The organism is Bacillus salitolerans (assembly GCF_042680805.1).
Classification (GTDB): Bacteria; Bacillota; Bacilli; order Bacillales; family SA4; genus Bacillus_CJ; species Bacillus_CJ salitolerans.
The window spans coordinates 98,145-113,278 of sequence record NZ_JBHUEM010000007.1 but is presented as its reverse complement, the minus strand read 5'-3'; the positions used below and the strand labels follow the sequence as shown (position 1 = coordinate 113,278).

Annotated in this window: 15 protein-coding genes, 1 pseudogene and 1 other annotated feature; of the genes and pseudogenes, 15 read left to right on the top strand and 1 reads right to left on the bottom strand. The window is 36.0% G+C overall.

The features are described from left to right. The first annotated feature begins 12 nt into the window (after positions 1-12). From spoIIIAE to ACFSCX_RS07510, 8 genes and pseudogenes are all read left to right on the top strand, one after another. A complete protein-coding gene (gene spoIIIAE / locus ACFSCX_RS07545; protein ID WP_377927565.1) occupies positions 13-1,182 on the top strand; it encodes a stage III sporulation protein AE in 1,170 nt (389 codons plus the stop codon). Positions 1,183-1,208: 26 nt separating this feature from the next. After that, positions 1,209-1,838 carry a stage III sporulation protein AF gene (gene spoIIIAF, locus ACFSCX_RS07540; protein ID WP_377927564.1) on the top strand — a complete coding sequence of 210 codons (630 nt, stop codon included), beginning with the start codon at positions 1,209-1,211 and terminating at the stop codon, positions 1,836-1,838. Further along, on the top strand, positions 1,839-2,516 hold the full coding sequence (gene spoIIIAG / locus ACFSCX_RS07535; RefSeq protein WP_377927563.1) for a stage III sporulation protein AG: 678 nt from the start codon (positions 1,839-1,841) through the stop codon (positions 2,514-2,516). It abuts the gene before it with no gap. Next, positions 2,517-3,122 carry a SpoIIIAH-like family protein gene (locus tag ACFSCX_RS07530; protein ID WP_377927562.1) on the top strand — a complete coding sequence of 202 codons (606 nt, stop codon included), beginning with the start codon at positions 2,517-2,519 and terminating at the stop codon, positions 3,120-3,122. Positions 3,123-3,243: 121 nt separating this feature from the next. Further along, complete coding sequence (spoIIP, locus tag ACFSCX_RS07525; RefSeq protein WP_377927561.1) at positions 3,244-4,413, top strand: stage II sporulation protein P; 1,170 nt, start codon at positions 3,244-3,246, stop codon at positions 4,411-4,413. A gap of 232 nt (positions 4,414-4,645) precedes the next feature. Then, positions 4,646-4,868, top strand: a binding site (T-box leader). A gap of 43 nt (positions 4,869-4,911) precedes the next feature. Beyond that, positions 4,912-6,600, top strand: coding sequence for an arginine--tRNA ligase (gene argS / locus ACFSCX_RS07520; RefSeq protein ID WP_377927560.1), 1,689 nt, complete (start codon positions 4,912-4,914; stop codon positions 6,598-6,600). A 12-nt stretch (positions 6,601-6,612) separates the two neighbouring features. Further along, complete coding sequence (locus ACFSCX_RS07515) at positions 6,613-7,605, top strand: HD domain-containing protein (protein WP_377927558.1); 993 nt, start codon at positions 6,613-6,615, stop codon at positions 7,603-7,605. A gap of 75 nt (positions 7,606-7,680) precedes the next feature. After that, positions 7,681-7,860: pseudogene (locus tag ACFSCX_RS07510) on the top strand (DinB family protein); the annotation flags it as partial. A 47-nt stretch (positions 7,861-7,907) separates the two neighbouring features. On the opposite strand, the gene ACFSCX_RS07505 reads toward ACFSCX_RS07510, so the two are convergent. Continuing rightward, positions 7,908-8,531 (bottom strand): methyl-accepting chemotaxis protein, encoded by a 624-nt coding sequence (locus tag ACFSCX_RS07505; RefSeq protein ID WP_377927587.1) that lies wholly within the window; start codon positions 8,529-8,531, stop codon positions 7,908-7,910. Between the two features lie 1,152 nt (positions 8,532-9,683). On the opposite strand from ACFSCX_RS07505, the gene accB reads away from it, so the two are divergent. From accB to ACFSCX_RS07470, 7 genes are all read left to right on the top strand, one after another. After that, on the top strand, positions 9,684-10,193 hold the full coding sequence (gene accB, locus ACFSCX_RS07500) for an acetyl-CoA carboxylase biotin carboxyl carrier protein (RefSeq protein ID WP_377927557.1): 510 nt from the start codon (positions 9,684-9,686) through the stop codon (positions 10,191-10,193). Positions 10,194-10,205: 12 nt separating this feature from the next. After that, positions 10,206-11,555, top strand: coding sequence for an acetyl-CoA carboxylase biotin carboxylase subunit (gene accC, locus ACFSCX_RS07495; RefSeq protein ID WP_377927556.1), 1,350 nt, complete (start codon positions 10,206-10,208; stop codon positions 11,553-11,555). Positions 11,556-11,580: 25 nt separating this feature from the next. Beyond that, positions 11,581-11,988, top strand: coding sequence for an Asp23/Gls24 family envelope stress response protein (locus tag ACFSCX_RS07490; protein ID WP_377927555.1), 408 nt, complete (start codon positions 11,581-11,583; stop codon positions 11,986-11,988). Positions 11,989-12,154: 166 nt separating this feature from the next. Continuing rightward, positions 12,155-12,547, top strand: a complete 393-nt coding sequence (gene nusB / locus ACFSCX_RS07485) for a transcription antitermination factor NusB (protein WP_377927554.1) — start codon at positions 12,155-12,157, stop codon at positions 12,545-12,547. A gap of 27 nt (positions 12,548-12,574) precedes the next feature. Continuing rightward, the gene (gene xseA, locus ACFSCX_RS07480) at positions 12,575-13,933 is read left to right on the top strand and encodes an exodeoxyribonuclease VII large subunit (protein ID WP_377927553.1); all 1,359 of its coding nucleotides are present in this window, start codon (positions 12,575-12,577) and stop codon (positions 13,931-13,933) included. Then, positions 13,926-14,162 carry an exodeoxyribonuclease VII small subunit gene (locus ACFSCX_RS07475; RefSeq protein WP_377927552.1) on the top strand — a complete coding sequence of 79 codons (237 nt, stop codon included), beginning with the start codon at positions 13,926-13,928 and terminating at the stop codon, positions 14,160-14,162. The genes xseA and ACFSCX_RS07475 overlap by 8 nt, the downstream gene beginning before the upstream one ends. After that, entirely contained in the window at positions 14,163-15,056 is an 894-nt protein-coding gene (locus tag ACFSCX_RS07470) for a polyprenyl synthetase family protein (RefSeq protein ID WP_377927551.1), read from the top strand. Positions 15,057-15,134: the final 78 nt, after the last annotated feature.

Genomic DNA, 15,134 nt, shown 5'->3' with positions numbered 1-15,134 from the left:
AGGGGTGAATGGATGAAATACCATTTATTATTTGGATTAATCGTTAGTGTTTTCATTTTTTTACCTACTAATGTACAAGCTTCTCCATCCATCCAAGACAAAGTGCTTGATGAACAATTAGATCGTTTAGGTATAGAAGAAATAAGTAAATTTTGGGATGAAATTGTGAGTAAATATGGTGGATATCTACCTGAAAGCCAAAAAGGTAGTTTTATAGATTTTGTAAAAGGTGATAAGAAATTTTCACCTGAAGAATGGTTAAAAGGAATTCTGCGCTTTTTATTTCATGAACTGATTGCGAATGGAAAGCTTCTAGGAACGCTAATCATGCTCACCATTTTTTGTATGATTTTACAGTCTCTGCAAAGTGCATTTGAACAAAGCACAGTTAGTAAAGTCGCCTACGCATTAATTTATATGGTACTAATTATTCTAGCTCTTAATAGTTTTCGAGTGGCAATTACGTATACAGAGGAAGCCATACAATCAATGATTAGTTTTATTATAGCATTAATACCTTTATTGCTTGCTCTCATCTCAGTATCGGGTGGAGTTATATCAGCAGCTTTCTTTCACCCTATCATTATTTTTTTAATGAATACAAGTGGGTTGTTAATCCAATATGTGATCCTGCCACTTTTATTTTTAGCAGCATTGTTAAGTATTGTGAGTACACTTTCGGACCAATACAAAGTCACACAACTTGCAGACTTATTGCGTAAGACAAGCATTGCATTACTCGGTGTGTTTTTGACTGTTTTTTTAGGGGTTATCTCAGTCCAGGGAGCTTCAAGCGCTGTAGCAGATGGAATTACCGTTCGAACTGCTAAATTTGTAACTGGAAACTTCATACCTGTCGTCGGCAGAATGTTTACAGATGCCACAGATACGGTAATAAGTGCTTCTGCGTTATTAAAAAATACAGTTGGAATTGTAGGAGTTGTCATATTACTACTCATTGCAGCCTTTCCAGCAATTAAAGTATTGTCATTAGCATTCATTTATAAATTTGCTGCAGCTATATTACAGCCTCTTGGTGGTGGTCCAGTTATTCAATGCCTAGATATTATTGGGAAGAGTGTCATCTATATTTTTGCTGCTCTTGCCATCGTCTCGATGATGTTTTTTCTTAGTTTAACAATTATTATCGCAGCAGGTAATATCACACTGATGATGAGGTGAAAAAGTATGGTGTAAGGGGGAGAAGGATGGACTTCTTAACGGGTTGGATTGCGAATATTATCCTATTTATTTTATTAGCAATCATAATGGATATGTTACTACCAAACTCGAATTTACAGAGATACGTAAAAATGGTGACAGGGCTTTTGCTCATTATCATAATTTTAACTCCTTTATTAAAATTTTTCAGTCACAGTTTTGAGGAAATCGTTGCTACAGCAACACCTACGAGCACTTTTGAAAAAAAAAATATAGAAAATTCAATAGAATTTAAGAAAAAAGAAATACAAGCCTCACATCGTGCATATATTTTAGAACAGATGGCTGTCCAAATGAAAGAAGAGGTAGAGGACGAGGTGAAGAACAGATATGGTTTAACGGTTGTTCATGTGTCCATTGATGTTGATGAAAGCAAAGTGGTTGATGCTGAATCAACGGAGCAATTCTCCGTAAGTGTAGAGCTATCAGAAGAAGTTACAAATGAAGAAGACGCCATTCCAGCAGTTGCAAAGGTGACAATCGATACGAACAAACCGATTGAAAAAAAATCTGCTACAAGTAGTAGAGAAAAAGAAATTGTAACGTATCTAGCAAATACCTGGCAACTAAAAAATGAACAAATTATGGTAGCGATGGAAGGGGGGAGAGCTGATTAGATGGAGAAAAAGAATAAAAGTTTCTTTCAATGGCTTCAGTCCTTATTAAAACCGACTGGTGAACAGTCCAATTCTGAAAAGAAACTGACGAAATACCACTATGCCATATTAGTTGGGATAGTCGGAATTACCTTTATGCTGTTTAGCAATTCATTTATAAATTCTTCTTCATCTAACAAGCAAGAGGATCTTGCAGTTTTTAATCAGGAGAAGGAAAATGAACCGGCTTTTAATCAAAAAGAGGATGACACAGCTAGACTTCTTCAAGAGATTGAAAACCAGTATGAAAGCGACCTGAAGGAAGTACTGCAGACAATTGTTGGTGTAGATGAGGTAGAAATCATGATAAACCTAGATGCAACAGAAGCAAAAGTATACGAAAAAAATACGATCACTCATACGCAAATAACAGATGAAACCGATCGGGAAGGGGGGAGGCGGAAAGTAGAAGATACTTCTAAAGACGAACAACTAGTCATTATCCGAAATGGAGATACAGAAAATCCAGTCGTGGTTAAAGTAAAAAAGCCAGAAGTTAGAGGTGTTTTAGTTTCAGCAAAAGGTGCTGACAACATTCAAGTTAAAAAGTGGATTATAGAAGCAGTAACACGTGTATTGGATGTGCCAAGTCACCGTGTATCCGTATTACCAAAGAAAAATCCTAAGGGGGAATCATAGATGTTATTGAAAAAGCAAACAGTTTGGTTATTAACAATGTTGAGTTTAGTAGTGGTACTATCAGTTTATTATGTAACGTCACCTGAAAATGGTGAAGATTATGCGTTTGTTGATGAAGAAAATCAAGAGGCTGCAGCAGATGAAATGAATACTGACACAACGAGCGAAGAAGGAGTAGAGTCTGAAGGTGAAGTTGTAACAGAAGGTGCTACTGAATCAACAGAAGAGGACACTGTAATCTCGAGTATTTCAAGTGATGAATTATTTACAGCACTTCGTTTAGAGATGGAAGACCAACGCAGTAAATTAGTTTCTGACTTACAAGACATGGTGGCTTCTAGTGAAGTTTCTCCAGAACAAAAGAGTCAAGCCTATGACAAAATGATCGAAGTTCAAACAGTCTCTTCAAAAGAGAGAGTGCTAGAAACATTGATTTTGGCAGAATCTCCTGAATATAAAGATGTATTAGTTCGCGCAGATGGTGAGACGGTTCAAATCATTGTAAAAGCTAATGATCATTCTCCAGCTGAAGCTAACAAGATTATTCAACTTGTAAGAGGTGAATTAGGAACAAAGCAAGTAGCAGTTGAGTTTTCTACAAAATAAATACAAAGATTTACACGGTGTAGAGATTAAACATACTGCATCGTGTTTTTTTTGCCTTCCTCATTAATATATTTGGAAAAAATGGAATATACATAATAAAAAACTTTAAGGACGGTAACTTGTGAGAAATAATAGTTTAAAAAATAGCAGGGTACGAACTCCGATTTTTTTTATCATACCAATTATTTATATTTTGATGATGTTTATCATTGCTTCAAGTATTGTAATGGTGAAAGAAGATAGTTTCACATTTCATCCTGTAAAACAGAATGTACAAAAGGCGCCTATAGAGTTTTTGGTAGAAATCATAAGCCTTCAAAATACCTATTTTAAACAAGACCTCCTTGAAGACATGAGTCCGATTTCTTTCTCAAAAGTGGCATTTGAAACGACCCTACAAATTCAACTCGGAGATATAAGGACCTTGATAGGTAATGAATTACCAGGGTATGCCTTCTTTGATACAAAAATTCTTGTACCGGGATTAGGAACAAACTATACAAACATTCCATATGAGTCTTCACCACCTCTCGAAGATCTTTTACAAGAAAGAGAATTATCAAAAATAGAATTGGAGAAATTAGAAACAATTAGAGAATCAGAAACAATAACACCACCAGTAAGCACCTCTATAAAGAAAAGGGTACTCATTTATCATACTCATAGCTATGAATCCTATTTGCCGTTAATCGGACTTACTGGCGATCCGGATGAAAACAAAGCGGTGGATGCGAAAACGAATATAACGCTAGTAGGTGAAATGCTTGGTAAACAATTAGAACAGAAAGGGATTGGCGTAACGGTTGATCAAACAAATATAGGGCAAGAATTAAATAGAAGAAACTGGGGAGTGACGAGGGCGTACGAAGTATCTAGAACAATCGTCGAATCTGCTATGGAAAACAATGATAATATCGAGTATTTAATTGACATTCATAGAGACTCTGCTAGAAGGAAGACTACAACGATCACGATTAACAACATGCCCTATGCAAGAGTGTATTTTATAGTGGGGCAAGCAAGTGAAAACTACGAGAAAAGCTTTCTATTTGCTAACAAAATACATGAAGAGTTAGAATTACAATACCCTGGGATTAGTAGAGGAGTATTTGAAAAGGGACTTACTGAAGGAAACGGTCATTATAACCAAGATTTATCCGATAATTCGATTCTTATTGAAGTGGGCGGGGTTGATAATGACATGGTGGAAATAAAAAATACCGTTGATGCACTAGCAAATGTAATAAGTAATTACTTATTGAATGAAGAAAAAGAGAATAATAATGGCTAAAGAATTATATTTCTGGCTTTTCTGGACACTAATTTCGTCGTATATAAGTTTAATTCTGTTTCCTGTTACATTTTTAATTGCTTCTCTATTTGCTGGATTTATTATGTGTTGTAAGGTACTCATTACGATTCATATAAACAATCATGATGGATCTCGAAAAAGATAGTTTCTAAGAAATTACATTTTTTACTTGTTTTTTGAGAAAAATTGGCTATAATGATAAGAAATATTCAAATCATCAATGACAAAGAGAGTAGTTATTTGTGAAGGCAAAAGCGAATCAGGGATGGTGGGAGCCTGATGCTGGATCAATAATGAACCGCACTTTTGAGATGCTACCTGAATGAAGTAGGGTTAGCCGGGGGAATCCTCGTTAACAAAGGAAAGTGGCTTTATCTATCGTTGATAAAACAAGTAGAGTGGTACCACGGGATTTGTTAACTCTCGTCTCTTTTTTAAGAGATGGGAGTTTTTTTATTTTTATAGGAGGAGATAAACATGAACTACAAACAAGACTTAAGTAAAATGATTGTCGAAGTTCTAGATGGACAGGTAGATCAGCCTAAAGTCCTTAACATGATTGAGAAGCCAAAATTCTCACATATGGGAGACTTTGCTTTCCCCTGTTTTGAATTAGCAAAGATGTATCGAAAGTCCCCGCAAATTATTGCACAGGAAATAGCTGTTAAAATAGAATCCCCATTGATAAGCAAGATAGAGGTAATGAGTGGATACTTAAATATTTTTCTAAACAAGAGAATGGTTGCCATGAATGTCATCAACGAAATTATCTCAAAACAGCATCACTATGGGGGACATCAAATTGGTAATGGTGAAGTTGTAACGATTGATTTCTCATCTCCGAATATAGCTAAACCATTTTCGATGGGACACTTAAGATCGACAGTGATAGGAAATGCGCTAGCTCTTATCTCAGAAAAATGTGGATACCGTCCATTTCGTATTAATCATTTAGGAGACTTTGGAACACAGTTTGGAAAACTAATCGTCGCATATAAGTTGTGGGGAGACGAACAAAAAGTAAAGGAAAATCCAATTAAAGAGCTATTGGCACTGTATGTAAAATTTCATGATGAAGCAGAGAAGAATTTACAACTTGATGATCAAGCACGTGAATGGTTTAAACGTTTAGAAGAAGGTGACGGAGAAGCGTTAAGATTGTGGAACTGGTTTAAGGAAGAATCGTTGAAGGAGTTTTCCAAAATCTATGATCTTCTAGGTATTAAGTTCGATTCCTATCATGGTGAAGCATTTTATAATGATAAAATGGAAAACATTGTCCAAACATTAAAAGATATGAACCTGCTTGAAGAATCAGAGGGAGCACAGGTTGTTTCACTTCAACAATACGATTTACCCCCTTGTTTAATCAAGAAACGTGATGGAACTTCATTGTATGCTACACGTGACCTAGCAGCTGCAACGTATCGACATGACACCTATCATTTTGCAAAGTCCATATATGTAGTAGGTAATGAGCAAACCCTCCACTTTAAACAAGTGTTTTCAGTAGTAGAAAAAATGGGCTATCAGTGGCATGATGGACTCATCCATATTCCCTTTGGCATGATTCTAAAAGATGGGAAAAAAATGTCGACGCGTAAAGGCAAGGTTGTGTTGTTAGAAGAGGTTTTATATGAGGCTATTGAGCTTGCCAAAAAAAATATTTCAACTAAAAATCCAGAATTGTTCCATAAGGAGAAGGTCGCTCGAGAGGTAGGTGTTGGTGCCGTCATTTTTCATGATTTAAAACATTACCGAATGAACGATATTGAGTTTTCTTTACATGACATGCTGAAGTTCGAAGGAGAAACAGGTCCTTATGTACAATATACACATGCGCGAGCTTCGTCTCTTCTAAGAAAGGGGAAGTATTCCGCAGGAAATACCGAAATTATGCTGGAGGAGGATGAGGCATGGAAAATCATTACGAATCTAATGGATTTTCCAGAAATCGTTGAGCGTGCCATGAAAGAGTATGACCCTTCACTACTTGCAAAATACGTATTAGATCTTTCGAAGGAATTTAATAAATATTATGGTGCCGTCAGAATATTAGAGGATACTCCAGGTAAAGAAAGTCGACTGTCTCTAGTTTATACAGTAACGGTTGTTTTAAAAGAAGGCTTACGTTTGTTGGGGCTACAGGCACCAGAAGAGATGTAGGAGGAAGCAAATATGATCGTGTCAGATCCATTATATGGTGATTTTCAGTTGGAGGATGTATTCGAAGAGCTTATAAATAGTAAGCCTATTCAAAGGTTGAAAGGAGTACATCAAGGGGGAGCAAGTTATTTAGTTAATGAAAAATGGAAGGTTACCAGATATGATCACTCTATTGGAGTAATGCTTCTCATTAGGAGACTCGGTGGAACGATAGAGGAACAAATTGCAGGATTACTTCATGATGTTTCACATACAGCTTTCTCACATGTCATAGATTTTGTCTATACAAATATGGAAGAGGACTATCATGAAAAGATTTTTCATTCAGTAGTAACTAATTCTGAGATCCCTACTATTCTCGCAAAATACCATTACAATTATAGAGAAATTCTGTTTGCTGATGAGAGATGGACTTTGTTAGAAAGGTCAGCACCAGAATTATGCGCTGATCGAGTGGATTATACACTCCGTGATATGTATCAATATGGACATATAACCCTTTCAGAGGTAGTAGATTTTTTAGAGAATCTACTTGTATACAATAGAAAGATGTACCTTAAATCGGTCAAATCAGCAGAATGGTTCGTGAAAGTGTATTATCAGGAAGTTATTGATTTTTTTATGGACCCTTTAAACATCTACGGTTACGATATGTTAGCAAAAATATTAAAAATTCCCATTGAGAGAGGATTGCTGAGTCATGCTGACTTATTAGGTCAAGATGAGGAAGTTATCCAAAAAATAAAAACGTCTAAGGATGTAGAGATCTTAGCATTATTAGATCAACTTAATCCCACCGTAAAAGTGATTCAGGATACACACCATTTTCACATACACCGAAAAAATAAAATTCGACTCATTGATCCTACTGTTTTTCAAGATCACGAATTCTTAAGGGCATCTTCTTTATCAATGGAAGTTAGCAAAATGAACAAAATAGCCTTAGAAAAAGCCAAACAAGGTATGCACGTGAGAATCATATCACCTAATAGACAATATAATTAAAATGAGATAAAGGGGAATTCTGGATTTTTGGCTCATAATCGAAACTTCTTTGTAATTTACTCGTATTTATGTATTAATCTAGAAAAGACAGGCATACATCCTGCATTCGGTGAGGTAAAGGTAAGAGAGCTTCTATCTACATGGGTTGTACACGATTTAACACACATTTCCCAAATTGTTCGGATTATGGCTGATAGATATAGAGAGGACGTTGGTCCATGGGTAGAGTACTTAGGGATATTAAATAAAAAATAACACATGCAACGTGAAAAAAGAGAAAGCGGATAACGCTTTCTCTTTTTTCATTCCTTTTTATATAACTTTAATAAGTTATGGATGACATCATTTGTTGAGGAAATCGAATGAACTAAATGACTATGCTCATCTGATTGCTGTTGAACACTAGCAGACAATTGATTTAATGCATGACTTGATTGTTCGATAGCAGTTGAAAATTCATTAACGGAACTGCCTATACTTCTAGAGGAAGAAAGAATGGTTTCAGTAAGATGATCAAATTGAGTAATATTTTCAGTAAGTTCATTTACAGAATCCCGAATCTCTCGAAATGCATCACTTGTTTCTTTGACAGCTTCCACATTTTCTATCATTTGAACAGTTGTATCTTGAATGTCTTCGCGCGTTTTATCGGTTTGTTCTGTGACCTCAGCTAGATTAGTTGAGATTTGGAGTGCTGACTTTCTAGCTAGTTCTGCCAATTTGCGAACTTCTTCTGCTACCACTGCAAAACCTTTTCCAGATTCTCCAGCACGAGCTGCCTCTATGGATGCATTTAAGGCTAATAGATTTGTTTGAGTCGCAATATCTTGAATTGTATTTGAGAAATTAGTTGTTTCGGTTACTTTAGCAGTTAGCTCATTCATATTCACTACCACTTGTTTCAACTGCTGTTGGAAATGTGACATTTTTGAAAGTAAATCGTTGATTCTATTTTCTCCTACTTCAGAAATCGATCTCGTTTTATTTGAATGAGATTTTAAATGATTAACAGATTTTACGAGCTGTTCTACCATCGTATTCGTTTCAGCTAATGTGTGATGAATGTCAACGATGTTATGACTTTGAGCTTGCATAGTAGACGCCATCTCTTGGATATTCGCTGTCATATTTAGGGATGCAGCATGATTTTCTTCACTTTGCTCCAATACTTTCTGAAAATTCTTCGATAAGACTGTTGTGTTTTTTTCAAGTATTTCTTTTCTCTCTTCATTTTCAATATTCATATTCTCTGCTTTTTCTTGGGCGGAGACGATATTCTGAGATAATAATTTAGAGAGTCTCAGTTGAAAGAAAAGTAGAGCCGATACAAGAGTATATAATAAGAAAATAGTACCGTAATTCTTTGTTTCAAGTGGAATAATAGACGAATATAAGTACGTATATAAAATAAGTAGGATAAGACCAAGAAAAGACCCTGTTAATAAAACGTTTCTATCCATATAAAGAGCTGATGCTGCAACAATAAAATAGACGAGGAAGTACGCTGTTGGAGAAATATTTCCTGTCATAATAACAAACATAACGATTGTTACAAGACTAATAGCTATATAGGGAATTGCTCTTGTTAGCTTTTTGGTGTAATGTAAAATACCGACCAATAAAACACTGAGCCCTCCCCCAATAATTATAGATAAAATAATCATTAATTCTTTCTTTAAGACAATATCCACAATCGTACCTAGCAGTACTGAAAAAAAGGTTGCCTTTAACATTAATCCATTTTTTCGGTGTAAATCTTCTTCAAACAATTGTTTCACTGAATGAGTCTCCACCCAAGTAAACCTCCTTTGTTAATATAAAGATATGGCAATAAAATAAATTTCTTCAAAGGTTAAGAAAATCCTTCTAATTTTGAAAATTATAGGAATATTCTATTAAATAACGCATTCAAAAAAAGTGGAGTTTTCAGTAGCCATACATTATCATTTTCTTATAGAATAATGCATATGAACCTAAATTAGTAGCAGGATATAATTCCTCCTATTAATAGTTCATTTTAGAATTAGTAGAAGTATTGTATAATATATACATACTCATTAGGTAAAGGAGAGTTTAGAATGTTAAAAATTCAAGAGATTCGCGAATTAATAAAGTTAGTTGACCAATCGACTATTGATGAGTTTAGCTATGAGCATGATGGCTCAAAGATTAAAATGAAAAAGCACAATGGGGTTACAAATGTTGTAAATCAAGCACAACAGGCACCTGCACCAGTACAAGTTGCACCACCTGTTCAATCGGCTGCCGTTCCGACTGTTCCTGCAGTAGAGCCAGTAAAGGCTGAAAAATTGGAAGATGTACCAGCTAGTAAGGTAGAAGATGCAAATTTACATAAAATTACGTCTCCAATGGTAGGGACATTTTATGCTTCTCCAAATCCAGAAGCGAAGCCTTACGTTTCTATAGGAGATAAAGTGAAAGCAGATAGTGTTGTTTGTATTGTAGAAGCAATGAAACTATTTAACGAAATTGAAGCCGAAGTAAATGGAGAAATCGTTGAGATACTAGTTGAAAATGGCCAATTAGTTGAGTATGGACAACCAATGTTTCTTGTAAAGCCGGAATAAGGAGCGATTTTGATGATAAAAAAATTACTAATCGCAAATAGAGGGGAAATTGCGGTTCGAATTATTCGAGCTTGTCGTGAAATGGATATCGAAACGGTCGCTGTATTTTCAGAAGCAGACCGAGATGCACTTCATGTCCAACTTGCAGACGAAGCTTATTGTATCGGGCCAACACCTTCAAAGGAAAGCTACTTAAATTTCACTAACATTATCAGTGTTGCAACACTGACAGGATGTGATGCGATACATCCAGGATACGGATTCCTTGCCGAGAATGCTGATTTTGCAGAGATCTGTAAAGAATGTAATATTATTTTTGTCGGACCAAGTGCAGAAGCCATCACCAAGATGGGTACGAAAGATATTGCAAGGGAAACAATGAGAGAAGCAGGAGTTCCGATAGTTCCAGGTTCAAGAGGAATCATTAAAGACGAAGAAGAAGCTATCGCTCTTGCCAATGAAATGGGATATCCTGTTATAATTAAAGCAACAGCTGGTGGTGGTGGTAAGGGAATTCGTGTAGCAAAGAATGAACAAGAGCTGACAAAGGGAATTCGAATTACACAACAAGAGGCTGCAACTGCTTTTGGAAACCCAGGAGTTTATATTGAAAAATATATTGAGGATTTTAGACACGTAGAAATTCAAATTATGGCAGACAATCATGGAAATGTCATTCACCTAGGTGAACGTGATTGTACCATCCAACGTCGTCTCCAAAAGCTTGTAGAGGAAACTCCTTCCCCCGCTTTAACAAGTGAAATCCGTGAGCAAATGGGGAATGCAGCGGTAAAGGCTGCACAGGCAGTAAACTATTCTGGTGCTGGTACTATTGAATTTATTTTTGACCACCGTAATCAAAAGTTTTATTTCATGGAAATGAATACCCGTATTCAAGTGGAACATCCTGTAACAGAAATGGTTACTGGTGTTGATTTGATTAAAGAGATGATTAACGTTGCTTCTGGAGAGAAGCTTTCCTTAAATCAGGAGGATGTAACTTTTACAGGCTGGTCCATTGAGTGTCGTATCAATGCAGAAAACCCTGCTAAAAATTTCATGCCGTCTGCTGGAAAGATTCAAATGTATTTGCCACCTGGTGGCTTAGGAGTAAGGGTAGATTCAGCTGCATACCCTGGTTACACGATTCCGCCTTATTATGATTCCATGATCGCAAAGCTGATCACATATGGTGCTACGAGAGAAGAAGCAATCTCTCGAATGAAGAGGGCTTTAAGTGAATTTGTCATTGAGGGTATACACACGACGATTCCATTCCATTTGCAACTAATGGATCATGAGAAATTTGTAGATGGTGACTTCAATACAAAGTTTCTAGAAATATATGAAGTCATGAAGTAGTAAACTATATTCAGGAGGTGTTTTCATGACTGAAAACAAAGTATTAGAGATGAATCAGGGGCATACTGGTTTAGGTAAAGTAGAAATCGCACCAGAAGTAATTGAAGTAATTGCAAGTATTGCTGCTTCTGAAGTTGATGGAGTTGCATCAATGCGTGGGAATTTTGCTACAGGTGTAGTTGAGAAGTTAGGCCGAAAGAACCACGGTAAAGGTGTAAAAGTAGAACTAACGGAAGAAGGTATTATTGTAGATGTGTATGTAGTAATGAACTTTGGTGTATCTATCCCATCTTGTGCCCAAAATATTCAAGATAATATTCGTCAAGCATTAGCGACCATGACTGCACTTGAAGTGGATGAAGTGAACATTCATGTTGTAGGAGTTCAGTTTGAAAGTCAAAAGGTTGATGTTGAGCTTGACCAAGAATACTAAGAATACATTTATTATATAAAACCAGAGGAAATTCCTTTGGTTTTTTTCTTTTGCTTCATTTAATATATAATGAGGTAAAGAAGTTTAATAAAGAAGTTAAATATAGGAGTTAACTTTTAATAAAACGATAAACATACATGTAATGAATAATAAAGGAGTAATTGACATGAACCGTAGAACTGCTAGAGAAAAAGCAATCCAAACATTATTTCAGTTAGACTTAAATGAATTAGACCCCCGCGAGGCTATTCAAAATGTGCTAGAGGAAGAACAATCAAATCAATTTTTAGAGCAGCTTGTACTGGGTACTTTAGAACAACAAACTGATATTGATCATTTAATTAAAAATAACCTTGAGAAATGGTCAATGGAGAGAATTGGTAAAATCGATCGTGCTATTTTGCGTATGGCTGTGTATGAAATGAAATATTTGGATGAGATACCAGTGAATGTAAGTATGAACGAAGCCATTGAATTAGCTAAAGTATTTGGGGATGATGACTCGTCGAAATTTATAAATAGTGTACTGTCAAAAATTAAAGATAATCTAAACGCTTAAATACGATCCAATCATAGGGGGAGGAAAATGACGAAGATTCGATATTTAACCGTTACAGCTTTAACGAAATACATAAAGAAAAAGTTCGATGTAGACCCACATATGCAAGAAGTATTCCTAAAAGGAGAAATTTCAAACTTTAAACTACATAGCAGAGGACATATGTATTTTACAATAAAAGATGAAAATTCTCGTATTCAAGCAGTCATGTTCTCCGTAAATAATCGAAATCTCCCATTTACCCCAGAGAACGGTATGCGTGTCTTAATAAGAGGTGAGGTATCGGTATTTGAATCAACGGGGAACTATCAAATATACGTTGCTGAAATGCAGCCTGATGGAATCGGTAGTCTTTATTTAGCCTTTGAGGAATTAAAAAAGAGACTCGAACGGGAAGGTTTATTTTCACCTGTGCATAAAAAGAATATTCCAAAGTTCCCGCAAAAAATCGGTGTCATTACTTCACCTACTGGTGCTGCCGTTCGAGACATTTTAACAACTATTCATAGGCGCTATCCCATCGGACAAGTTCTAATCATTCCTACACTTGTACAAGGTGAACATGCACCTTCTTCTATCGTTCGCTCTATTCAGAAAGCTAATGAGCAAACTGACTTAGATGTTCTAATTGTCGGAAGGGGTGGAGGATCTATTGAGGAACTGTGGGCATTTAATGAAGAAGAAGTTGCTAGAGCGATTTTCCAATCAAACATACCGATCATTTCTGCTGTTGGGCATGAAACCGATTTTACCATTGCCGATTTTGTAGCCGATTTAAGAGCCCCGACACCTACGGGAGCTGCTGAGTTAGCAGTACCTCACATATTAGAACTACAAGAGAGATTACAACAAAGGAAAACGAGATTAGTAAGAGCAACAAAGGAGAAAATGGCTTTTGAAAGAACTCGATTACAATCCATACAGAAATCTTATGCCTTTAGGTATCCAAAACAATTGCATAAACAAAAAGAGCAGCAATTAGATCGGTTAATAGATGACTTACAGAAAAATACAAAGCACGTTCTGGAAAGAAAAATGAGCAACTTAATAAAAACAGAGACAAAGTTAGCTGGCTACCATCCTGCAAATCAAGTTCGAAATCAAAAGGAGCGTTTCAAAAGACTTTCAAAACATTTTCAAAAATCTACACAAACGTTACTCAAACAAAAGGAACAGCAATTTAGTGGTGTTATTTCAAAATTAGAAGCGTTAAGTCCTCTGAAAATTATGGATCGGGGATTTAGTATTGTATATAAGGATGACAAGCAATCCATTTTGAAATCTGTTCAAGATGTAATATCAGGAGATCAAATAGAAGTTCAATTAAAGGATGGAAAATTAGAGTGTAAGGTAATGGGACAAGCGGGAGGAGAAAAGAATGAGTGAAAAAAAAGAATTATCATTTGAAGAAGCAATGGAACAGCTTGAAGTTTTAGTTGAAAAACTAGAAGAGGGAGATGTTCCGTTAGAACAAGCAATTGAATACTTTCAAGAAGGCATGTCATTATCGAAGCTATGCCATGACAAGTTAAAAAACATTGAGAAAAAGATGGATCAAATGTTATTAGATAATGGCGAGTTGCAGCCTTTTCAAATACAGGAGGATGAGGGGTAAGTGGGCAGGATGACATTTCAAGAGTTTTCCATGAAAAATAAAATAAAGGTAGAATTTGCCCTGTCCCAAGCGCTAAAAGAACTTTCGAGTCCTAATGATTTACTAGCTGCCATGAATTACTCATTGCAAGCTGGGGGAAAAAGACTGCGTCCACTTCTGTTATTTGCAACTCTCAAAGGGTTTAATAAAGAGATGGAGCTAGGATTACCTGTTGCGACTGCCATTGAAATGATCCATACTTATTCTCTTATCCATGATGATTTGCCTAGTATGGACAATGATGATTTAAGAAGAGGCAAGCCTACAAATCATAAGGTATATGGAGAAGCTTTAGCGATATTAGCTGGTGACGCTCTATTAACTTATAGCTTCCAGGTTATGGCGGAAATGCAGCATTCAGCTATCACTGATGAAATGAAAATAAGATTAATTCGGGAGCTTGCAATTGCATCAGGTCCAGAAGGAATGGTCGGAGGACAGGTCGCCGACATGCAAGGAGAAAATCAAGAACTTAGGCTAGAAGAAATGGAGTATATCCACACACGTAAAACAGGGAAATTGCTCAGCTTTTCTGTTGTTGCTGGTGCTATCCTTTCGAATGCAACGCCTGAACAATATTTAAACCTTAAAAAATTCTCGGAACACCTAGGCTTAGCCTTTCAAATTCGAGATGATATTTTAGATATAGAAGGAACAGAAGCTGAAATTGGGAAACCAGTAGGAAGCGATCAAGGAAATATGAAAAGTACGTATCCATCTGTGCTGACTCTTGATGGTGCAAAGCAGAAATTGTCTGAACACATTCATTTCGCCAAGCAACATCTTTATGATTGCCAAATAATGCATGATTATTTAGAGGAAATTTGCGAACTTATTGCAACTAGAACTCATTAGTCGATCTAATCATGGCGATAGTTATATATGTAGTGGTTCATTGAGCAAAACGTGAGAATATGATATATTAAGCTTATC

Coding starts and splice junctions, on each gene's coding strand:
- ACFSCX_RS07515 (WP_377927558.1), top strand. CDS start 6,613: ATGATCGTGTCAGATCCATTATATGGTGATTTTCAGTTGGAGGATGTA.
- spoIIIAE (WP_377927565.1), top strand. CDS start 13: ATGAAATACCATTTATTATTTGGATTAATCGTTAGTGTTTTCATTTTT.
- ACFSCX_RS07475 (WP_377927552.1), top strand. CDS start 13,926: ATGAGTGAAAAAAAAGAATTATCATTTGAAGAAGCAATGGAACAGCTT.
- ACFSCX_RS07505 (WP_377927587.1), bottom strand. CDS start 8,531: ATGTCACATTTCCAACAGCAGTTGAAACAAGTGGTAGTGAATATGAAT.
- ACFSCX_RS07530 (WP_377927562.1), top strand. CDS start 2,517: ATGTTATTGAAAAAGCAAACAGTTTGGTTATTAACAATGTTGAGTTTA.
- spoIIIAF (WP_377927564.1), top strand. CDS start 1,209: ATGGACTTCTTAACGGGTTGGATTGCGAATATTATCCTATTTATTTTA.
- accB (WP_377927557.1), top strand. CDS start 9,684: ATGTTAAAAATTCAAGAGATTCGCGAATTAATAAAGTTAGTTGACCAA.
- xseA (WP_377927553.1), top strand. CDS start 12,575: ATGACGAAGATTCGATATTTAACCGTTACAGCTTTAACGAAATACATA.
- ACFSCX_RS07490 (WP_377927555.1), top strand. CDS start 11,581: ATGACTGAAAACAAAGTATTAGAGATGAATCAGGGGCATACTGGTTTA.
- accC (WP_377927556.1), top strand. CDS start 10,206: ATGATAAAAAAATTACTAATCGCAAATAGAGGGGAAATTGCGGTTCGA.
- spoIIIAG (WP_377927563.1), top strand. CDS start 1,839: ATGGAGAAAAAGAATAAAAGTTTCTTTCAATGGCTTCAGTCCTTATTA.
- argS (WP_377927560.1), top strand. CDS start 4,912: ATGAACTACAAACAAGACTTAAGTAAAATGATTGTCGAAGTTCTAGAT.
- nusB (WP_377927554.1), top strand. CDS start 12,155: ATGAACCGTAGAACTGCTAGAGAAAAAGCAATCCAAACATTATTTCAG.